This is a genomic window from Paraburkholderia ribeironis, from assembly GCF_900019265.1.
Lineage (GTDB): Bacteria > Pseudomonadota > Gammaproteobacteria > Burkholderiales > Burkholderiaceae > Paraburkholderia > Paraburkholderia ribeironis.
Genome location: NZ_CYGX02000042.1, coordinates 50,452 through 72,111, shown reverse-complemented (window position 1 = coordinate 72,111; position 21,660 = coordinate 50,452). Strand labels below are relative to the sequence as shown.

The following is a 21,660-nucleotide window of genomic DNA, read 5'->3' as shown; positions in this document are numbered from 1 at the left end:
CTGTTTAGTCGCTGCATGGTTGTGAGCGTAACGACCCGGGGAGCCGTTTGAGGTCATTTTCCTGCAACATTGGAGAACCGATGTTCGCTGCAATTGCACAGGCGTCGGCAAGCAGCCTGTCGGGATCGGCTTCACTTATTTGCTTTTGTCTTTCGTTCCTTAGATCCCAGGCATATACGATCACGCCATTGAATTGATGCTTTACAAACAGCAGTTCATTGCCATCGCTGCTAAAGCGAATCTTGGAGAAAGGATCGGCATCGCTCAATGTTGGGAGTAAAGCCGCGTTGTTACGCAATGGAGTCAGTCGTCTCGACGGCCCGGACTCGAATACCCTGATGCCATCCTTTGTTATCCAGGCGACTCGATACTGGTCTTCTATTGCAACGGCTGCCAGTAATGGTCGACCCCATGAGAACTGTGGTGGCACAGGTCGAAGCCCAGTCAGATCCGACGCGATCTGATAGACGGACGTAGCCGGCTCGGCAGCGTTTTTTCCTCGCGTGACGAACACGAAGCGGCCCGTTTTGTTGCGATAGACGAGCGAGCCGTCGTCGCTGGGCAAAAACGAAATGGACCACGGAAGCTGTTGGTCGGGATCTGCATAGTCCGCTCGAGCTTCTTTGACTGCAAACTCATCTGTGTCCGGCGTGTCTCTTGAGCGAACGACTACTCTTGTGCGATTGTCATCCGGCACCACATTGTCCGGTCTCGAGCTCTTTGCCGCGCCGGTGGCTGACGAACGACTTTGATGGTTCTGCGAGCGATCATCGGTAGTATCTGTATAGGCGAACAACTGGCTTGTTCCAGAGAAGACGGCACTATTTCTGCTGGGGATGATCGAGGTGGGTGCGCTCTTGAATCTAGGTTGAAAGCGCGACTGGTCCGCGTCAAAGGAGAAGTCATGAAATGTCTGCGTGTAACCACGAGTTGGATTGGGTTGCCACGCTGTCAAACGAAACAGTCCTGCCCCGAAATCTGCAGCGCGGGGCCTTTGACCAGACTGCGGAGTAACCAGGGAATTGAGGGGCGTCTGCTGGGTACCATCGCGGGTCGTATAAATAAGCTTGTCGTTCGAGTACAGAACCGGTGACGTGAGGTTGTCGACGAACCCTGTTGCACAGGGTTGCTGCTTGGGTAGATCCGGGTTCGGCGGCATGCGTTTCGCGGGCGGTGCTTTCCTGTCGGCGAGTGCGTGCAGGCTGATCGACTCTGTAGAATCGTCGCTTCCGGCCAGCGCAAGCCACTCGCCTGATGGGTTGAACCCGGCACATGCGGCGTCGGCCGAAAAAAATGGCGCACGTGTAAGCGTAGTGCGTAGTGCCGTTTCAATCCGCGTCATGGGTAGCAGCTTTCGGTCGAAAAAGTTGGCGTTTTTTTCGATCGCGGCGAGCAAGAGGATCCTCGAGCCCACGTTAGGCTCTGTTTCGACGCCTTGAAGAATGGCCTCAACCGCGGCTTTCTTGGCGCTGCTATATGCGGCATACCCCGCAAGACCGGTCATGCCGACAAACACCGCCATTGCCGCGGCGATCGCCCAGGATCGATTTCGAGCCGCCTTGATCTTGAGGCGATCCTTCTGCCCCTTCTTCCATTCATGCAGCGGAATCGCAAGGGCATCGTGGCCAAGGCTGTAGTGGACCGCGTGCTCGCCTGTTTCGGGATCTCGCAGGTCGACCGTGCGCAGCAGACGCAATTCGGCAGTGGCCATTGCGACCAGCGTGGCCTCAATTGGCTCGGGAGCGTTGAAGCTTGCGGCCTCCTCGACGAGATATGACTGAGGCAACAAAAGAGAGGTGAGCGCACCACCTTCTTGCATCGCAACAAGAAGCGAAAGAACGTCGCGCCATGCGTCGAGATGCTTGGCCTTGCCTTTTTCGCGCCGGCCCATTGCCTCGCAAATTGCTTTTTCGAAGTAACGGTCAATCGCACCTTGAACACCGTGGAGTTCCCTGTAAGCACTGCACCGAATCACGGTCTCCTTTCTGGCGAGCAGATCCGTGTACAGGTCGAGGCACACCAGCTGCACGATAGGAAGCGTGCTCGATTCGCCACAATGACACAATATGTCGTTCACGATGGTTGGAACGAGACCTTCTTCAAAGCGGAATTTGTACCTGCTGTACGGTGCACTCAGTCGTGGCAGCGGAGAGACTTCGAGCGTGGGACGCAGGATGACACTCTCGAGTCTCTTCGAGGCGTCAATGCCGTGCAGCATGAATTGCTCGAGACCCGAATGCACGGTGGATACCGACAGGTCTGGTCCAATCCGGAAGCTATCCGAAAACTGACCATAGTATTCCGTGCGCAATGCAAGAATGACCTTTATGTCGAAGCGGTCGTGGCACAGGTTATCGAGGAGGTCGAAATACGCTTTTCGGACTTCGATCGTTTCGTTGCTGCCGAGCGTGAAGACTTCTTCAGCCTGATCGACGGCGAGCACCAGGGTACCCGACAGCCGGGAAGTTAGAGACCGGAGCGCTGTCAACAACATTTCTGCGCGGACTCTTGCCGCTGTTCCGGGTGGACATTCGAGCGTCCTTCTGGTATTCAATTTTGCTTGTGGCGGGACCTCCACGAAAGCCTCGGGATCGCTTAGGCGATCGTGCAACCAGTCCATGATGCTTGTAATTGGATCGCCAGTTGAGCGAATCAAGGCCGGTTCGTCGCTGTTTGCACAACGTACGATGTGGAAGTGAGGGTTTGCCATCAGACGGGGAAAGAGCCCGGCTCGCAGGAACGATGACTTTCCAGTGCCAGTGCGCCCGTGCACCAGTAGCATTTTCGTTGCAAAGCTTCCCAGGAGCTGTGAGCAATCCTCGATCTCCTCATTGCGTTCACAAAATAGTGCGGCGTCCTTGGCGGTATAGAAGTTCAAGCCCTTGTAGGGAAGGAGTGGCCATTGCGACGCTCGCATTTTGTGTGGGGAATCGGCAAAACGTTTCGACTTGACGGAAGCTAAATTTCCCATGATTAGCGCTCCGATATCCGGAATCCGGGATAGGCGTAGCACGAGTACCAAAGACTCATCGGAAAGCAGCTTCTTCGGCTTTTTTCGTAAGCGCGATCCACCGAGCTACCTTTTTCAAGAAGCTCGGTAAGGAATTCGACCGCATAGCGCGTGGCACTATCGTTGGGAATTTCGGCTTCTGAGCCGATAAACCCCTGGAATCCGTGTGTCGAAGTCACGGACAAAAAGCCGTTTCCCCAGTCACCGTCCGCCGTGCGGCAGCCGTTAATAAAACACAACGTGTTGGTCGTGTTGCTTTTGTCCTTTTTGAAGCAGGCAGAGAAACCGTTGGGATCAAGCTGGTATCTATCCGGATCAGGGTACGGATCCGCCGGATTGTCGTCCCTCAATGTAAGCTTCTTGCCGTTCGAATGCGCGAATATATAAATGATGCTGTCGTCGTTCTTCACGTTGCGCCACTTCGATTTGCAGTCGAACCAGTTGTCCGCAAATCCGACTTCGTGGCCGAGAAGCTTGTCGATCTTCGCCTGCAGTTCTGGACTGTCCTCAAGCGCCCGGGTAGCGTCTCTGAACCGCTTTTCGTGAAGCGCTAACAGTGTTTTGACGCTTGATCGATGGATGGGTTGCTTCGGCGGCAGAGCGGCCTGGTGAAAGCGGGCGCGGATCTTGAACCGGTTAGCCCAGAACGAGTTGAAGTCGGATATCTCTCCGGTCGCCGGCGACATCGTTTCCGGATCGGCACTGAAAACAAAGTTCCACGGAAGATGGACGGTGGAATCGGAGTATATGCTTAGCGATGTACGGTGCTTTAGCGTACTCAGGAAGGCGCACACTTCTTCTCCGGGATCGCCTGCATCGCTCGAATCGAACAAGGCCGCATTGAGGCGCTCTCCGGCGCGTGCGAGCGTCGGAAGATAAGGCAAATATGACGCTTCGCGGCATACGTATTCGTTCGCGATGGTTTGAAGAACTCCGCGAACATCGCGCCCGGCGGCGTCGAGTCGTTCCCGGTCGACACAATAAGTCCGGCATATTTGACCCATCCACGCGAGCTTGATCCGAGTTTCTTGTACGGTCATCTGTAACTGCAAAATCGTCATTGCCGCCTCCGTTTTGCGGCCGCCGCCTCTCTCTATAACGTGCCACACACCTTGATTTTGAAATTCAAAGCGCGTTGGTCGTCCGCTTTTTCCCGCTCACTCGACCTCCGTCCTGACTGTCCCCGGGTTCACGACAGTCACCACACCTCCCCACATGCACATGCACTGCGACACGTTGTCGAGCGCCGGTATCCCTCCGATCATCACCGTCGGCGCGCCGGCGACCCAGGGCGTCGTCGTCGCGGGAATGCACGGCATCGGCGTGAAAACACCAAGCTTCGCGGCCGTCGCTGAAATGACCACCGGGTTCGCCGGCGACGCGCACATCCCGAATGTGCCGATGTTGACGAGCGGCACATGATCCTGAATCGTCGCGGCGGGCGGCCCTTCGGCCATCACGCGGTTGACGGGCAACACGGTTAGTGTGGCGGGCGTGAGCCCGAAGGTGCATTGGAGCATCGCGCCCATCGTCACTTGCTGCGGCATGATCCGGTTCTCCTTCGCGATGACCTCGTCATCGCAGCATGCTTCGTCACTGGTCTTTCCAGTCGTAACCCAGCGCTTGACAGCGCGGTAGCATCGTGTCGACGGTGGGCCGGGCGCCGTGCGCCGTGTACGCATCGTAATCGGCCGCCACGGCCTGGCGAACGGGCGCCATGTCCGGCACTGGGTCAACCTCGTTCAACGCATGCCGCACGGTCCACTGGTTAATTTGGGTCATCTTCTCGAACACGTCGCCGTACTCGCGTGCGCCGCGGCGCATGTTCTGGTCGTTGCGCCTGATGTTTCTCGTGAAGGTCTCGGAGAGGTCCGACTCGCCGGCCTTGTCCGAGATGGCCTTGCCGTTCTGGTTCTTCACTTTGAGCTGCTGTTCGCGGCACAGGATGTTGTAGTCGTGCGCCGCCGTATGAACCGCTTCGCGCACGACGTGCATGTTCACGACGGTCGCCTGCGCGACATAGACGCCCGCCGCCGCCAGCACGCACGCCGACACCATCACGTATTTCCACGTGCCTCGCCGTCGGTAGGACTCGATCGCCGCGATGAATTGCGGCCCGCCATGAAAGCGGTCAGCGGGGCTTTTCTGCATGGCGCGCCGAACGATCTCCGCGAGCCGCTTCGGGATCTTCGGGTTCACCGAACGTGGATTGGGCACAGGGCTCGATACCTGCTGCGCCTGAATCGACTGGAACGAGTCGCCGTTGAACGGCAATTGGCCGGTGAGCATCTGATAGAGCATGACGCCCGCCGAGAACACGTCGGAGCGATGATCGATCGCGGCGTGCCCGCTCAACTGCTCGGGACTCATGTACTCGGGCGTACCGATCACCTGTCCGCCGCGCGTGCGCGTCAGCCCGAGCGCATCGGTGGCGATGCCGAAGTCAGTGATGCGTGCGCGCCCACGCGCGTCGACGAGCACGTTCGACGGTTTGACGTCGCGATGCACGATGCCTTTCTGATGCGCGCAGTCGAGCCCGCTCAGCACGCCCGTGATGATCGAAAGCGCCTGCTTCTCGGGTAGCCCCTTGCCTTGCTGCGCCTCGATCATGTCGGAGAGCGGCTGGCCGTCGACATAGTCGAGCACGAGGTAGTAGTCGCCGTTCAGCTCGAAGTAATCGACCATCTCGACGATGTTTTCGTGATCGAGCCCGGCCTGATGTTGCGCTTCGTCGTGAAAGCGCCGCCTGAAGCTCGCGTCGCCGGTGAGTTCGGGGCGCAGCAGCTTGACGGCGAACTTGCGGGCCCGTGCTTTCTCCAGTTCGGCGAGGTAAACGCGGCCCATGCCGCCTTCGCCGAGCCGCCTGATCATGACGTACTTGTCGCGGATCGTTCTGCCGATCAGGCTCGCGTCAGTGGCGTCGCGTGCGTCGAGGGTGTCGCGGGTGTCGGACATGTCATTGACTCGCAGGTGTGGCGCGTGCGTACGCCGCCGTATCGGAGGAATGCGCAAGCGGGCGCGTCGGCGCGAGGCCGCGGCTGTCGAAGGCGAAGCCACGCGGCGTCGACATCGTGCCCGTGGTGAGGATCAGCGCCGAGCCGTCAGCCAGTTCCACGACATCCTGCCGCGTGCCCTTGCCGGCGCTCGGCTCGCCGATCGACACAGCAAGACCGTTGTCGACGAGTGCACCCGTCAGCACTTCGGCGGCGCTCGCGGTATGCGCGTCCTGCCAGATGTAGATCGGGCGCGGCCCGAAGTCCGGCGTGCGCGTGCTCGCATAGGCGCGCGCAGCGCTACGCTCGGTGACGGTGACGATCGGTGCGCCTTCCTTGAGAAAGAGCATCGCGGTGTCGAGCGCAGCGAAAAAGCTGCCGCCGCCGCAGCCGCGCAAGTCGATGACGACGGCTTCTTTCGCGTCCCAGCCCTTGATCGCTGCCGCGACGAGACTGCGCGTGCTGGTCGTGAAGCGCGCGATCCTCAGCACATGCAGGCCGTTTTCGCCGGACTCGGTCACGTCCGGATGGTCGATATGAGCGCGCACCACGCGCACCGGCCGCCGCGCGCCGTCCGCGCCCGCCACGACCAGCTCGACCGGCGTGCCCTCGCGACCGGTCGCGAGCGCGGCGACAAGAGCGAGCGGCTTGCCGCGCACCGCCGAGCCATCGATGGAAACGAGCGTCTCGCCCGCGCGGATGCCCGCCTTTGCGGCCGGGCCGAGCGGCTCGGGATAGCAAAGCGTGTCGCCGTCGTGCAGCCGCTCCAACTCCATATCGATGCCGCCAAAGCCGCCGTCGTTCACGGCGCGGTAGCGCGCGTATTCGTCGCGGGTGAGACGGCCCGACCAGGGATCGCGCGAGGTCAGATAGGCGTTCAACGCATCCTGCGCCACCCGCTGCGGATCGGCCGGCGCATAGAGAAAGCGGGCCGCGATCACGTTGAGCGCGTCGTCATACAGACGCGTTGCGTTCGCGAGCGTATCCGGCGAACTGGCGGGCGAGGCCGTGCTCGCGATGGGCTTGTCGCGGCCCGGGCCGCATGCGCCCAACACGAGCGCGAAGGGCAGGGCGAGGAGCGTTGTCGTGTTCATTGCTCGAACGCACGCCGCCTGTTCAGCCGCCTTGCGCAAGGGCGAGCAGGCGCGTGCGGATGCGTTGCTTCAGTTCATCCAGCTGCCTTTGCTGGGCTTCTTGTGCCGCCTGCGTCCTTGCACCCGTCGCCGCAGTGTTCGCCTTGATCGCCGCATTGTTTGCGTTGATCGCGGCAACCTGCGCGCGATAGTCCGCGAGCTCCTTCGTCAGCGCGTCGCGTTGCCTGCGCTTGTTCTCGTTGTCAGTGGCCAGCTGCTGGTTTTGCTTTTGCAGCGCTTCAAGGCGCGCGTCGAGCTGAGCGCTCGTCAGCATCTCGTCGGCGAGATCGTCGCTTAGCTTCTTCATCTTCGCCTGAAGCTGCGAATGCGTCCCTACCTCCTGCTGGAGCTGTTCCGTCTTGACGGTGACCCGGTCTTCGGTCGCGTGGATGTCCTTGTACTGCCCGGCGATCGTGCAGCCCCACGTCGCGCAGACGAACACGCAACCGAGTGAAGCAATGAAGCGATTCATGATCGTGTGTCTCATGATAACCATCGATGAAAGCGCCTCAGACGTTCTGCCGCAGATTCGCGAGCGCGTTGGCCTGGCGCTGCGTTTCCTCCAGGATCGCTTCCTCGCGCTTGATTTCCGCCGCGAGACTTGGCGATGTGCTCGCATGCTGTGCCTGGAACGCGTGCATGTCGGCGAGCGCTTTTTGCTGTTCGTCGATGCTGCTTTTCGCGTCGTTGAGCGCTGCGTTGATCTGCTTGCGTTGATTGGTGAGCTGCGTCTGTTCGCCGCTTGTTTGACTGATCTGCTGCGTGGTGGCGGACGAATGCCGAGAGAGATCCGCGACCTGCTTCCTGAGCTTTTCGTTGTATTCCGACATGGTCGCGTTCACATTGCGCACATAGGTGAGCCGCGCATCGAGATCGTTCTCGTGGCCCGCGAGCGCATCGCGCTCCTTCTTCAATTTCGAGGACCACGCGTAGCAGCCCGCAGCGCTGATTGCACCGACGCCACCGCCCGCCGCCACGCAGTGCGCGTCGCTGCCGCCCGCGAGCTTGCAGATGAGAAACGCCGCGCCCGCGCCGCCTGCGCCGCATTCGAGCGCCGCGGTCTGCTCGGTGGTGGCACATCCCGCGCTGATTGCGCTCAGTAAAATAATGCTGAACGGTTTGATCATCATGTCCTCCTGTGTGTGTTGCAATTGATTGGCAATCCTGATTCATTGGCGTGCGCACATCGCGCTGTTGCCGACCCTCATGAGCTCATGACGGCCATCGCGCCCAGCACGGCCGCCGCTGCGAACGCGATCGCCGCCGCGATGCCGATCGGCGAGCGCAGCCAGTCCGGCACGCGGCTGCGCCAGTTGGTGGGCGCGTTCAGAAGCCGCTTGAACTCGGCGCAGCCCGGCACGCGGTGCGCGGGATCCTTTTCGAGCGCGCGCATGATCAGCTCGCTCACGTGATGCGGAATCGTGAGCACGCGGCGATGCGGCGGCACGGGCTTTTTCGTCATGTGCATGCCGAGCACTTCGGCGCGGGCGGTGGCGTCGTCGGTTTTGGACGCGTCGGCGCCATCGGCGACGAAGGGCGGCCGGCCGGTGAGCAGTTCGTAGAGCACGCAGCCAACGCTGTACACGTCCGAGCGAAAGTCGATCGTGCCGGTCGCTCGAATCTGCTCCGGACTCATGTACGCAGTGGTGCCGACCGATTGCCCCGCACGCGTGCGCCTTCGCTCGCCCGCCGCCAGCGCGATGCCGAAGTCCGACAGCAGCGCGTGCCGCTTTGAGGCATCGAGCAATACGTTCGACGGCTTCACGTCCCGATGCACCATGCCCTGTCGATGCGCATAGTCGAGCGCGTCGAGTACTTCGCCGATGAGCGGCAGCGCTTCGTCAACCGGCAGGCGCCGGCCGTCGCGCTCGTCGAGCAGCGATGCAAGCGAGCCGCCGGGCGCGAGATCCATCACGAGGCACGGCTGCCCGCCGACGCTGAATACGTCGAGCACGGTCACGATGCCCGGATGACGCAGCAGCGCGTGATGGCGGATCTCGTCGAGGAAGCGCGCGGTGAGCTGGCTTTGCGCGTCGATCGCATCGGCCATGATCTTGATGGCGACGTTTTGCGCGCGCTTCTCGTCGTACGCGAGCCAGACGCTCGCCATGCCGCCCGCGCCGAGCTTGCGCTCGATCACATAAGGGCCGACGCGTTGTCCCTGGCGAAAGCTCATGACCGTGCCTAGCCGATGCGCGAATCGTCACGCGACGGCCGATGCGGGTCGCGCGGCTCGTTCCATTCGGAAGCCTGGCGAGGCGCCTCCTCGCGGCGATGGTCTTCGTGGCCTTCGTTGCGGACGTGGCCCTGATGCGCGGGCGCGTCGTCGGACTCGATCTTGCGGAACAGCCATACCGTCTCGCCGGTCTTGATACGCGCGCCGTCGCGCAGCATCACGCCCGCACTTTCGACGAACTGGTCATCGGCGTAAGTTCCGTTGGTGCTGCGGCTGTCGAACAACTCGTGGCGGCCCGCGCGGCAGAGGATCACGGCGTGCTCGTTGGACATGGTCGCGTCGACTGTGAGCAGCACGTCGCAGGGCCGTCCGCCTTCGCTTTCCACAGTGCCCGTGCCAATCACGTTGCGGCCTTCGTAGAGCACGAAGAGGTCGCCTTGATGCTCCCAGGTGAAGGTCACGAGCACGCCGGTGATCTTGCGGCGCGACGAGCGGCGCGTGCTCGCGGATGAGCCGTGGGACGGGCTGTCGTAACCGCTATCCTGCCGGGTGGCGGATGCGTCGGACGAGGTGCCGCCGGGGACGACGGTGTGTTGGCGCGATGACATGGTGGGGCTCCTGGTGTCGGGATCGTCGAAGGAATGGTGGGAAGACGTTGCGCCCGAGGGTTCATTGGCTCGGCTCTCCGCTTCGCAGCGCGGACAGTGCGTCCAACTCGGGTCCATCGGATGTCCTTTCGGGCACACGGTTTCGGAGCCGCTGCCGCCCGTGGACGACGAGCCTTTGCCACCCCGGAACAGACCGACGATGTCCTTGATTGACTTGTTGCTCATTGCTTGATCTCCACTGTCTGGCCGTCGCTGTCGGCGGATTGCGGTTCGTTTGAGGCATTGGCGGCGCTCGCGGGCTGCTCTTGCGCGACGGCCCTCGGCGTGGGGCGCTGCGCGCGTTTCGCCGGGGGCTTGTGCGCGATGGCCGCGGCGGGGTGGCGAGTGGTGTTGGATTGCGCCCTGGTCGTCGAAGTGTCGTTCGATGCCCTCGATGCGCTTGCTCCCAGCGTCGGGTTCACGCCTTGCACGGCGTTGGCTGCGACTGCCGCATTGCGCGCGCCCGCAGCGCTCACTTCATGCGCTTCGCTCGCCACTTTCGCGGGCACCAAAGCGCCCGAAGCTGCGGCTGCGGCTGCGGCGTCACCACGCGCCGCATCACGCTCTTTGAGCAGCGCATCGAGTTTCTGCATCAACAGCGCGTCTTCGTGAAGGAAGCGCTCGGCGATCGCTTGCCGCGCACGCTCGAGCGCGGCGATTGATGCATCGCGCGAGGCGGCGGCGCTTGCCGCTGGAGCAGTCACGAACCGGCCGGCTCGCGCCGCGGCCGTCCCCGCTGCCTGCACCGGGCCGCCGGCTGTGTCGTCCCGGCCGGCACTGAATCCCAGCCACCCGCTCCATACCATTGCGGCCGCCGCCGCGCAAAGCGCCGCGAGCGCGCCACGCCCGATCCAGCGCCGCCAGTTCGCCCGATGCTCCTCGCCGCAGCGAAGCACCTGCACTGTCACGTTGTCCTCCCCACCAGCATGTAGCGCGAGCAGCACTAGCCGATCGGCAATCGTCTGCGGCGCGCCGCCTTCGCGCATTGCCGACGCGATCGCGTGGTCGTCGACATAGCCGCATAGTCCATCCGAGCACAGCATGCAGAGCTCGCCGCGCCGCACCGTGATCCAGCCACTCACGTCGACCGTCACGTGTGGCGCCTGCCCCAGCGCGCGCTCCAGCAGGCTCGCGTCCGGATGATGCTCGGCGTCGCGGCTGCTGAGCGTGCCGGCATCGACCATCCGCTGCACGACGCTGTGATCCTTCGTCAGCCGATGCAGCACGCCGTGCCGGTCGAGTCGATACGCACGGCTGTCGCCGACGTGCGCGAGCATGATCCGCTCGCCCGCCGCGAGCAATACGACGGCAGTCGCACCCATGCCCGCGAGCGCCGGATTCGGCGTCTGGCCGCGTGCGTGCACCGCCGCGTTGGCCGTCTGCAGCGCGCGTACGAGCGCCTGATCCGCCTGCGCGAGTGAGTCCAGCGCTTGCAACTCGTCCTGCAGCACCTGCACGGTGAGCGTCGCTGCGGTCGCGCCACCGGCATGACCACCCATGCCGTCGGAGACCACGAACACGTCGGCGGCGCTCGTGCGGATCCAGCTCATGCGATCCTGGTTCTCGCTGCGCACGTAGCCCGTCTCCGAGCGCTGCCCGACCGACCACCGCCGCGCGTGGGTACTCGTCACGCGCGGCCTCTCGCGCGCCTGCACGCCCGCGTCATGACCTGCATCAGCGCTTGCATCAGCGCCTGCATCAGCGCCGTGGATCCCGCTCGTTTCGTGCACGTCCTGCTCCCGTATCCGGCTCACGGCACCGGCCGCTCGACTCTCTCGCCCGAGTTTCGAGGCTGATTTCTCGCATCGTCGGCGCGCAGCACTTCCCAGGTCGTGTGGCCAAAGCGGATCCTGTCGCCGGGATTGAGCGTCATCACCCGCGACACACGCTCGCCGTTGAGAAACGTGCCGTTGCTCGAGCCGAGATCGCTGAGATAGAGCGTCCCCGACTCGAAGCGGATGTTGGCGTGCTTGCGCGACACGTAGTAATCGCGCATGACGAGATCGTTCGCTTCGTCCGCGCCGATGCGCACATTGGGCTTTTCGATCGCATACGAACTGCTCGCGCGCCGCGAGCCTTCGTTGACGAGCAGCGCGGCGGGACGGCCGGGCGAGGGCGACGGAAACATCGCGCCGATGCGGGTGGCCTGGCGTTGCTGCTTCGGCTCCGGCGCACGCGGTTCGTCGGGCGGCGGCACGCGGGTGCGCTTCCTGCGCAGCGCGTAGGCGAGAACGGAAAGCGCCGTCGCCAGCCCGACCAGCACACTGAAGCCGATCTTGACGTCGATCTTGACCGAGCCGATCGTGATGAAGCTCCCGCTCGTGGAGGATGTCGGGTTCGCGGATTCCGTCTTCGACGCTGCCTCGCGCACGCTCGCGGGCGCGGCTTGCTCGGCCGACGCAACGGCCGACGCAACGGCCGACGCAACCGCCGACGCAACGACCGGCGACGGTGACGGTCGAATCGCGGCCGACGACGGCGACGCTCGAGTGGCGGCCGGCGCGGGTGCGGCAAGCCCGGCGCGAATCGATATCAGCGCGGGCGGCGCGCCTGCGCCTGCCGCGTAGACGAGTTGGGCCGATTGCAGCGGTGGCACGCCCGGCGCCGCATCGTAGTGAAATCTGACCTCGTAGGCCGGCGCAGGCGCGGTGCCGAGATCGTCGCGCAGCGCTTCGGCGAGACTCGATGGACTCGTCGCGAGCACGAACGCGCCGCTGCTCTTGCTCGCGAGCGTCGCGAGTCTTGACGATGCGTTTTGCGCCGATTGCCCGAACGCGATCGCATCCATCGGCTGGCCGCGTCCCTTCAGGAGCACTGAGAGCACATCGAAGCGCGTCTGGCTGCCTTCGTCCTTGCCGTCGGTGATGACGATAAGACGCTTCGGCCCTCGTAGCGGCGCATTGGCGAGCGCCGACATGCCGATGTTGAGCGCGTCGTAAAGGCGTGTCTTGCCGTCGCGTCCGGTCTCGGCTCGGATCGCGTCGACGGCTTGGATGACGGGCGTGGACTCGCTGTAAAAAGGCGTCGGCGCGGGCGTATCGGAGCCGAACGACATCAACGCGATGCGCAGGTCCGGGCGCGGCCGGGCGAGTACATCCTTCAGCGCGGCCTTGATCGCCGGCACTGCCGAATGCATCGAGCCGCTGCGGTCCACGCACAGCAGGACTGCGGTGGCGAGATCGGGCGGCAGCGCCTTGACCGCTTCGACGGACTGCGCCGCAACCCTGGTCGGCGCCGTGTCCGCACCCGGCAATTGCAAGGTGAAGGCGTCAGCCGAGGGCACCGCGCCCGGCGCGCGCACCGTCACCGTGACGTTGCCCGGTTCCGGCTGGCTGACCGCGACTGCCTGGAGAGGCGCGGCGCACGCGGTGGCGGTCACGAGGCCAAGAACGAGACCGGGAGCGCCCGAGCACAGCATGCGCAATGCTGATTTGATTCGTCGATGTGACACGATGCCTCCGCTCGTGGCCAGGGTGCGGATGAGTCGGGCGCACAAGGTCAATGCCTTCGCGCCTGTCTGTGCTTAGGTTCGCCGGGACGGGCGCGTCGGAATGAAGTCGTGCGATGTTCGGTTAAGTACTTTGGTTAACTAAACATTCGCTGAAAGATTTTCATGCCGCGCGCCAAACGGATCGGGACTGTGTGAAAGTGCAAAAGTACACTCAGCTTTTGCGTGTCCACTTACCCTTTCCGAGTTGCTACCATGCCAATGCAGAACGATCTTGGGGTGCGTGTTTTTCAATTGCGGCCTTCCACGTGCGTTTTACACACAAGGCGCTTCCAAACGTGATGCGCCGGGTTGCCACCATGACTTGCAAGTAGAGATAGAGCACATCGGATAGAGGTTGCCGGCATCGATACGCCGATCTCGGCCACGCATCCGCAGCTGCCTGGCTTCCGAAGGTGCGTCATCTATCTCTGCAATGGTTCGTCACTGGTTGGTCCTGAACGTAAAGTTAGGATACCGTACTACACGTCATGACGATGTGTGGCAGCAGTCGAAGCTCAAGCGAGAGGTAACCATGCTAGACGATCTCGACGAGACACTCGCCGCCTTGCTGAAGAGCGAACTGTCTCCCGGCCTCGCGCATCAGATCCAGGTGAGCTTCGAGGCACCCGACGATCAGTTCCCGCCGCAGTCGGTCACGACACCCGCCATCGACCTGTTTCTTTACGACGTGCGGGAGAACACCGAGTTGCGCAGCCACGAATTTCAATTCGATCGCCGCGAGGACGGCAGCGTGTTGCGCACCATGGCGCCCGTTCGCATTGACGCTTCCTATCTGATTACCGCGTGGCCGCGTGAAGGTCTCGCGAGTCCGGCGGAGGACGAGCATCGCCTGCTTGGCGAAGTGATGCGCGTGCTGTTACGGCATCGCGCGCTGCCGGAGAAGGTGCTGCACGGCAGCCTGAAGGACAGCGACATGCCGCTGCCCGTCAGCGCTTTGCAGCCGGGGCGCCTGCAAAGCCTCGGCGAGTTCTGGCAGGCGATGGGCGGCAAGCCGAAGGCCGCGATCAACTACACCGTTACGTTGTCAGTCGATGTGGGCAAGGTCACGAAGACCCAGCTCGTCAAGGAGCCGGTGTTCTACTACGACCCCCGCATGCGCGGCGAGTCGCCGCCCGCGCCCTGAACTGCGGCGGACGGCTTTCGATCCGCTTCATCTCAGGTTCTTCCCGTTATCGGCGAGTGTCGATTGCAGTATTGACTGAAAGAGGACTGCTCCATGTCAAGTGCTACCTATCAAACCCCGGGCGTGTACGTCGAGGAAGTGGCGTCCGCGGCGCAACCGATCGCGAGCGTTGGAACCAACGTGGTCGGCTTCATCGCCGTGATGCCGAGGAAGATCTATATTCCGGTGCCAAACCCGGACTACGACCCAGTGGTCGCCCGCGCCGCGCACGCGATTGCGGCGCTCGTCGAGCGGCGCGCGCAGTTGCAGAAGGCGGGCAAGCTCGACGCGAAGGCGGAGGAGCGGATTCAGCCTCAGCAAGATATGGCGACGCAGGCCATGAAGACCGCGCTCGACGCCAAGGATGCCGAGTTGGCGGAAGCGAAGCGCAAACTGACCGAGGCAGAGGCGGAGGTCACCACGACCAAAACTGCGCTCGACGCCGCCAACACCGCTGCGGAAGAGAAAAAAACCGCACTCGACAACACAACCGGCGACAAGAAGGACGCCAGGCAGGCGTCGACCGACGCCAATCGAGCGCGCAGCGGAGCACAGGATGCGCATCAGAAAGCGCTCGACAAGGCTGACGCACTAAACCGGTCCGTCGACAATATGACCAGGGCGCTGAACGAGGCGCGCGCCGAATTCGAAGCGGTATCGGCGTCGACACCCGCGTCGACACCCGCGCCGGCTCCGGCTCCCGCGCCTGGCGATCAAGCGAATCCGGGCGCGACGGTGGATGAGCCAATCGAAGCGCCACTGGACGACGAAGCGTTCGAGAATCGCGACGTCGATGCTGCCATGCTCGCGCCTTCGTTCCTGAGGCCCTACATTCTTCAGGAATTCGAAATCAAACCCGATCCACTTGAAACCAAGTTTTGTACCAACTTCACCGAATACACGCAGCGCTTCGGAACGTTCTCCGCGTATAAGAACGAGCCCGACCAGCCTTATTCGAATCCGGACAAGTGGATTTTCAGCCCGTATTTCCCGGGGCATCACGCACTGACGCACGCGGTCAACGGCTTTTTCAAGAATGGCGGAACGAAGGCGTATGTCGCGCGCATCGAGGATGCCGCGGACCTGGATAAGGTGCTGGAGAAGTTCAGGTCGATCGACGATCTCGCGATCATTACCGCGCCGGGGCTGCCGCGCAATTCCGACACCTGGGAAGCACTGATGTCGCACGCCGAGAACCGGGAGAACTGCTTCGCGATCCTCGATGCGCCAGACGTCGTCAACGACGGCAACGACGAGGACCTCTATCTTCAGAATCTGTCGTATTCGAGTACCGATTCGCTTTTGCCGCGCCCGAGCAAAAACGCCGCGTTCTACTTTCCGCACATCGAGGTGGTCGATCCGGCCAAACAGTTGCAGGACTCCGATTCGTCGCGCAAGGTCGGCCCGAAATACCGCGGACGCACGTATGTCGCGCCGAGCGGGCATATCGCCGGTATCTATGCGCGCACCGATGAGGAGCGTGGCGTGCACAAGGCGCCGGCCAACTGTGTGGTGCGCGGTGCGCTGGAGGTGAAGTACTACATCAGCAAGCCGATTCAGGCGGAGCTCAATCCGCAAGGCGTCAATGCGCTGCGACTCATGAACAACGCGGTCACCGTGTGGGGCGCGCGCACCATGGGCGGGGACGCCAACGGCGAATGGAAGTACGTGCCCGTGCGGCGCCTCTTCCTGTTCCTGCAGAAGTCGATCGAGATGGGCACGCAGTGGATCGTCTTCGAGCCGAATGACGAGGCGCTGTGGGGCAAGATTCGCCTCAACATCACCGCGTTCCTCACCAACGTGTGGCGTACGGGCGCGCTATTCGGCACGACGCCTGACCAGGCCTTCTACGTCAAATGCGATGCCGAGCTGAATCCGCCCGAAGTGCGCGACGTGGGACAGGTGATTACGGAGATCGGCGTGGCCATCGTGCGGCCGGCGGAATTTGTGATCTTCCGCATCACCCAGTCGACCGGCATCGGGCAGTCGTGAGCCCGGGTGACGAGAACGCGTAGCGATGAACGGCGGAACCGATCATGAAGCTTGAATCGTTGGCTGAGCAGGGCGCGCAGTCGCTGCGCACGCCGGGCCTGTACATCGAGTGGCGCTCGCAGGGGCTCGCGGGGCGGCACGGGCTGAGCGGCGGCGTGCCCGTGTTCATCGGCTTCGTCGCAGCGGGCGCGTTCCCGGCGGATGCGCCGCACGCGCTCTGGTTCGACCGCTGGGAACGCTTCGAGCGCGTCTTCAACGCCGATGTCGGCGCGAGCGCGTTCCTGATGCACGCGGTGCACGGGTTCTTCGAGAACAGCGGTGAACGCTGTCTCGTTGTGCCCGTGCAGGCGGCGCGCGGCGACGATGCCGCGCGCCTGCTCGCGGCGCCGCTCGACCACGGCGGCTTTCTCGAGGACGTCGAGGAGATCGATCTCGTCTGCGTGCCGGATGCGATGTCGCCGCTGCTCGGCGATCCGCCCGACTCGCGCGATGCGATTCTCGCGGTGCAGACGAGTGCCATGGAGCACTGCGCGCGCATGGGCAATCGCTTCGCGGTGCTCGATGCGATGCCCTCGGGTGAAGAGACGGGCGACATTGCCGTGGACGAACGCAAGCGCGCCTCGCTCGCTGCCGTCATCAAGCAATGGCAGACGCTGCCCGCGCAGCACGGCGCGCTGTATTTCCCGTGGATCGACATGAAGCCGATCGTGACGTTGCCGGCGCAAGGGGCCTGGCAGCCGACCGTGCGCGTTCCGCCGTGCGGGCACATCGCGGGCGTCTATGCGCGCTGCGACCGGCGCGAGGGCGTCTTCAGGCCGCCAGCCAACGAAGTGCTCGAAGGCGCGCTCGATCTTGAATTCGATCTCGCGGACACCGATCAGGCCGCGCTCAATCAGGCGGGCATCAACTGCCTGCGCGAGCGGCCGGGTTGGGGTTTGCGCGTGTGGGGCGCGCGCACGCTCTCCGACCGGCCCGAGCTGCGCTACGTCAACGTCACGCGGCTTCTGCTCGCGATCAGGCGCGAGCTCGAATATCACCTGCGCGATCTGATGTTCGAGCCGAACAGCCCCACGCTGTGGAAAGCCGTTGCCGAGAGGCTGGAAGGCTACTTCAGCGATCTGTTTCGCGCGGGCGCGCTCAAGGGCGGCGATCAGGCCGAGGCGTACTTCGTCAAGTGCGACGCGGAAACCAATCCGCCCGAGGAGCGCCTGGCGGGTCGCGTGAGCGCGATGGCGGGGCTCGCCGCCGCGGCGCCCGCGGAGTTCGTCATCGTGCGCATCACGCAGAGCGCCGATGGCGTGAGCGTCGCGGGACCGGAGTTGCAGGTGTGAGTCGGATGGACTTTCAATCAACGCAGGCGGTGTGAAGGAGAGAGGAACATGGCAACCGGAGAACGCAGAGACCCGTTTCGGGGCTTCAAGTTTCGCGTGCAGATCGGCGGTATTCAGCGGGCAGGCTTCAGGGAAGTGTCCGGGCTCGATGCGGCCACGGACTCCATCGACTATCGCGAAGGGGACGACAAGACGCTCACGATACACAAGCTGCCGGGTCTCAAGAAGTTCGCCAATATCACGTTGAAGCGCGGCATCACCAATGATCTCGACTTGTGGAAATGGCGCAAGCAGGTGATGGACGGCAAGATCAAGGAGGCGCGCCAGAACGGCTCGATCATCCTGATGGACGATGAAGGCAACGACGTCGCGCAATGGGACTTCGTCGCTGCATGGCCGACCAAATGGACCGGGCCGGGCTTCAACGCCACCGCGAACGAAGTAGCCATCGACACCATCGAGCTCACGCACGAAGGACTGGATCGCACCAAATGAGCATGCAGACCGAATTCAGCTTCACGCTGCCGCACGGCTTCGTGGATGCCGACGGCATCGTGCATCGCGAGGGCGTGATGCGCCTTGCGACCGCCAGCGACGAAATCGCGCCGATGAAAGATCCTCGCGTGCAGAGCAATCCCGGCTATCTCGCGGTGATCCTGCTCTCGCGCGTGGTGAAGCGTCTGGGCGACTTGCCACAGGTCAATCCACGCGTGATCGAAGAACTGTTCGCCGCTGACTTCGCGCATCTGGAAGATCTGTACCGGCGCATCAACACGCACGGCCATGACAGGCTGACCGTGGTGTGCCCCGGCTGCGAGAAGCGATTCGAGGTGGAGGTCGACCCCACGGGGGAGCGATAGGCTACCGCCCGGAGCAGTTGTACGAGGAGGTAGCCTACCTGGCCTATCACCTTCACTGGCCCCACGCGCAACTGATGACGCTCGATCATCTCGAGCGCCGGCGCTGGGTGAGCGAGGTCGCGAAGATTAACGAGCGGATCAACGACGAGGCCGAACGCCGCGAGCGCGATCCATGGGAGTAGCGTCGTGCTGAGCAGCAACACCACACCCGATGAGTTCTATCTGGCCTTCGCGTATTCGGTGATGATCGATCAGAAAACCGTCGCCGGATTCGCTGAAGTGTCGGGTCTTGCGATGGAGACGGAAGTCGAGACGTATCGCGAGGGCGGATGGAACAACGGCGAGCATCAACTTGCCGGGCCGACCAAATACAGCACGCGCATCGTGCTCAAGCGCGGCTTTGGCGACATTCCATATCTCTGGAAGTGGTACCTCGGTGTGATGAAGGGCACCATCCAGCGCCGCGACGTGACCCTCACAATCAACTGCGTCAACGGCGCGCACGGGGACGGCAGTGCTCCGCATTGGGTCTTCCGCAAGGCTTGCCCGGTGAAGTGGACGGGCCCCGAACTGCGCGCGGCGACCTCGGCGGTGGCGTTCGAGACGGTCGAACTCGTCCATCAGGGATTGATGCTATGAGCGACGACAAAAGCTTCGGCGCGTCGCTGTGGCGCCAGCACACGACGACAGCGCTGTCGGCGCAGGCGCGCGATGGCGCGCGGGCATCGTTCGGCGAGGCGCTTCATGCGCGTCATGCGCAGTTTTCGCAGATGCTGATGCGGCGCGCGGGCGGGCGTGAGCAGGGCGCAGGCGTACCGCGCACGTTCGTGGTGGCGAGGCGAGTGGCTTCGGCTTGCGGCGCCGGTGGGGATGATGCGAACGCGTCTGCTGTCGCGGATGAGGCCGGCGAACTCGCCACGAGTGCCGCTGCGGATGTTGCCGTGCCGTTGCTGCATGGAGGCTCGACGGCTGCGCGGCGGGACACCCCGTCAGCGAAGGACGAGCCTGCGGTCTCGAAGCATCTGGCTGATGCGGCCGCCGTCGGGTTGAGACGCGCGCCGGAATCGGGCGGCGCTGCCGCGCATGATTCGGACCTTGCCGCTTCGCATGAAGCGGCGGCGCGCGGCGCGGAAGTGTCAGCCAGCTATGCATCTGGCCATGCGGAGCCATCGAGCGCTCGTGTGATGTCCGGATCGCTCGTGCCGCGCGGCCCGGTTTCCTCATCCGGATCGATGCCGTCTGCCGGCATGGTCATGCGTTCGGCGCTTGAGACGAACCCCATCAAGCGAACAGCGCCGACGCCGCTTGCTGCCGCGCTCGCGCTCGCGCCCGTAGCTCGCATCGGCTCACCGATAGTGCTGCACGCCGCGCATGCTTTGTCCGGGCGCCCCGGTGCGCCCGAGCATGCGTGTGTCGAAATAGCGCCGGATATGCAGGTTCGTCGCGATGCGGCGTCCGCTGCAGCGGATCGCTTCATGGATCGGCAGATGCAATGCGGCCCGGCGATGCCGGGCGGCGCGCCCGGCATCGCAGCACACGACGCGACGGATCGTCTGCCGGATGCGCAAGTCATGCAGCAAGTGGCTATGAAGGTCACGCACAAACTGCCGATTGCATCGCTCATACCTCATGCCGCAAGTTACGCGACCTTGCCCGAAAGCGGTGGCGCATTGGCGCGTGCATCGATGGGTGGCGCACCCGTCGAAGGCGCTGTGCGGTCGGCTCAGCGGTTCGGTGCTTCGATCGGGCGTGCCGTGCCGCCCTTCACAGCTCGTCCGCTCGCGCGTGCGCTGCTGTCCGCGTCCGGTTTGACGCAGCTCGTCGCGGCGGGTCCGCTTGCGCCCATGCCAATGGTTTCGAAGCAGGCACTGTCTTCGTTATCCGCGCCGTCTGCCAGCGTGGATCGGGTGGCTCGGGCGCACGAAGCTGTTGCGGCGACGAATCACATCGCTGATCGCGCTGCGTCGAAGATACTGACGACGGATGCACGCGTGCCTTCGAGCCGCGCCCAAAAACCGACGACGCTGCACGTAACCCGCAGCGCCGCCGAGCCGCTGCCCGAACCTGCGGCATTGGCTTTGCGACGCGCGGTCGTCGCGGCGACGAGCGTGCCTGATGTGTCGAGTGCATCGAACGCGAAGAGCACGAACAGCGGGTCAAACGCGGCTCACGTATCGAGGACGGAAGATGCGTCGCGAACGGCTGCTGCATCGGACACGCCGGGCGTGTCGACAACATCGAGCGCGTCAAGTGGGTCTTCGGCCCGATCCTGTGCATCAGAAGCATCTCTGTCGCGCATCTCGATCGCAAGCGCCGCTCACACCGCGATGATGCCGACGCCCCTCGCACGCGCATTCGAGCGCTCCGATCGCATCGAAGCGCCGCAAGGCGAAGCCATAGCGCGCCCCGAACCGAAGGCGTTCCCGGTGCGAGATGCCGCCGTCTCGCATCGATCGCAATCGTTCGAATCCCCGGCAGCCGCATCGATCAAGATGAAAAAGACACCGATTTCCAGCGCGATTCGTCTTGCCGCCGACGCCAGCCGCCAACCGCATCCAATGACGCCCGCGCACGACACCACATGGCGGCCGTCGAGCGTAATTGGCCGCTTCGGCGATATCGACCGCGAAACGCGCCCGCGGCTCGCGCACGTCACGGCAATGCCGACGAGCGCCGTCGACGGCCAAATGCAACTGCCGCTCACGCACGCCACGGCAACAGCCGCGAATGCCACCGGCTGGGAAACGCAACTGCCGCTCATGCACGCCACGGCAACAGCCGCGAACGCCACCAGCCGCGAAACGCAACTGCCGCTCACGCGCGCCGCCGCAACAGCCGCGAACGC

At 63.5% G+C, this 21,660-nt stretch carries 19 protein-coding genes; 8 read left to right on the top strand and 11 right to left on the bottom strand.

Going from position 1 to position 21,660, the window contains the following annotated elements:
* Nucleotides 1-4 precede the first annotated feature (4 nt).
* The 11 genes from BN2475_RS19215 to BN2475_RS19165 form a co-directional block, all read right to left on the bottom strand.
* Nucleotides 5-2,971 carry an nSTAND1 domain-containing NTPase gene (locus BN2475_RS19215; RefSeq protein ID WP_094781087.1) on the bottom strand — a complete coding sequence of 989 codons (2,967 nt, stop codon included), beginning with the start codon at nt 2,969-2,971 and terminating at the stop codon, nt 5-7.
* A 2-nt stretch (nt 2,972-2,973) separates the two neighbouring features.
* Nucleotides 2,974-4,071, bottom strand: coding sequence for a hypothetical protein (locus tag BN2475_RS19210; protein WP_143325818.1), 1,098 nt, complete (start codon nt 4,069-4,071; stop codon nt 2,974-2,976).
* Between the two features lie 96 nt (nt 4,072-4,167).
* A complete protein-coding gene (locus BN2475_RS19205; RefSeq protein ID WP_094781085.1) occupies nt 4,168-4,557 on the bottom strand; it encodes a DUF4280 domain-containing protein in 390 nt (129 codons plus the stop codon).
* Between the two features lie 46 nt (nt 4,558-4,603).
* Nucleotides 4,604-5,965 carry a serine/threonine-protein kinase gene (locus tag BN2475_RS19200; protein WP_094781084.1) on the bottom strand — a complete coding sequence of 454 codons (1,362 nt, stop codon included), beginning with the start codon at nt 5,963-5,965 and terminating at the stop codon, nt 4,604-4,606.
* A gap of 1 nt (nt 5,966) precedes the next feature.
* Nucleotides 5,967-7,097 carry a S41 family peptidase gene (locus BN2475_RS19195; RefSeq protein WP_094781083.1) on the bottom strand — a complete coding sequence of 377 codons (1,131 nt, stop codon included), beginning with the start codon at nt 7,095-7,097 and terminating at the stop codon, nt 5,967-5,969.
* Between the two features lie 22 nt (nt 7,098-7,119).
* Complete coding sequence (locus tag BN2475_RS19190) at nt 7,120-7,623, bottom strand: hypothetical protein (protein WP_094781082.1); 504 nt, start codon at nt 7,621-7,623, stop codon at nt 7,120-7,122.
* Between the two features lie 22 nt (nt 7,624-7,645).
* The gene (locus BN2475_RS19185) at nt 7,646-8,266 is read right to left on the bottom strand and encodes a hypothetical protein (RefSeq protein WP_094781081.1); all 621 of its coding nucleotides are present in this window, start codon (nt 8,264-8,266) and stop codon (nt 7,646-7,648) included.
* A gap of 74 nt (nt 8,267-8,340) precedes the next feature.
* Complete coding sequence (locus BN2475_RS19180) at nt 8,341-9,312, bottom strand: serine/threonine-protein kinase (protein WP_094781080.1); 972 nt, start codon at nt 9,310-9,312, stop codon at nt 8,341-8,343.
* Between the two features lie 8 nt (nt 9,313-9,320).
* Nucleotides 9,321-10,145, bottom strand: a complete 825-nt coding sequence (locus BN2475_RS19175) for an FHA domain-containing protein (RefSeq protein WP_094781079.1) — start codon at nt 10,143-10,145, stop codon at nt 9,321-9,323.
* A complete protein-coding gene (locus BN2475_RS19170; protein WP_143325817.1) occupies nt 10,142-11,590 on the bottom strand; it encodes a PP2C family protein-serine/threonine phosphatase in 1,449 nt (482 codons plus the stop codon). The genes BN2475_RS19175 and BN2475_RS19170 overlap by 4 nt, the downstream gene beginning before the upstream one ends.
* A gap of 119 nt (nt 11,591-11,709) precedes the next feature.
* Nucleotides 11,710-13,410, bottom strand: coding sequence for an FHA domain-containing protein (locus tag BN2475_RS19165; RefSeq protein ID WP_143325816.1), 1,701 nt, complete (start codon nt 13,408-13,410; stop codon nt 11,710-11,712).
* A 571-nt stretch (nt 13,411-13,981) separates the two neighbouring features.
* Here BN2475_RS19165 and BN2475_RS19160 point away from each other — a divergent pair.
* From BN2475_RS19160 to BN2475_RS19125, 8 genes are all read left to right on the top strand, one after another.
* Complete coding sequence (locus BN2475_RS19160; protein WP_094781076.1) at nt 13,982-14,593, top strand: Pvc16 family protein; 612 nt, start codon at nt 13,982-13,984, stop codon at nt 14,591-14,593.
* Between the two features lie 93 nt (nt 14,594-14,686).
* Entirely contained in the window at nt 14,687-16,624 is a 1,938-nt protein-coding gene (locus tag BN2475_RS19155) for a phage tail sheath C-terminal domain-containing protein (RefSeq protein ID WP_094781075.1), read from the top strand.
* A 44-nt stretch (nt 16,625-16,668) separates the two neighbouring features.
* The gene (locus tag BN2475_RS19150; RefSeq protein WP_094781074.1) at nt 16,669-17,955 is read left to right on the top strand and encodes a phage tail sheath family protein; all 1,287 of its coding nucleotides are present in this window, start codon (nt 16,669-16,671) and stop codon (nt 17,953-17,955) included.
* Nucleotides 17,956-18,003: 48 nt separating this feature from the next.
* On the top strand, nt 18,004-18,450 hold the full coding sequence (locus tag BN2475_RS19145) for a phage tail protein (protein WP_008923366.1): 447 nt from the start codon (nt 18,004-18,006) through the stop codon (nt 18,448-18,450).
* A complete protein-coding gene (locus tag BN2475_RS19140) occupies nt 18,447-18,815 on the top strand; it encodes a hypothetical protein (RefSeq protein ID WP_094781073.1) in 369 nt (122 codons plus the stop codon). The genes BN2475_RS19145 and BN2475_RS19140 overlap by 4 nt, the downstream gene beginning before the upstream one ends.
* Nucleotides 18,758-18,997 (top strand): DUF6760 family protein, encoded by a 240-nt coding sequence (locus tag BN2475_RS19135; protein WP_342744636.1) that lies wholly within the window; start codon nt 18,758-18,760, stop codon nt 18,995-18,997. The genes BN2475_RS19140 and BN2475_RS19135 overlap by 58 nt, the downstream gene beginning before the upstream one ends.
* 4 nt (nt 18,998-19,001) lie before the next feature.
* A complete protein-coding gene (locus tag BN2475_RS19130) occupies nt 19,002-19,454 on the top strand; it encodes a phage tail protein (RefSeq protein ID WP_094781072.1) in 453 nt (150 codons plus the stop codon).
* Nucleotides 19,451-21,660, top strand: a 2,210-nt coding sequence (locus BN2475_RS19125) for a hypothetical protein (protein WP_218023702.1), incomplete at its 3' end; no start/stop codon positions are given. The genes BN2475_RS19130 and BN2475_RS19125, both read left to right, overlap by 4 nt.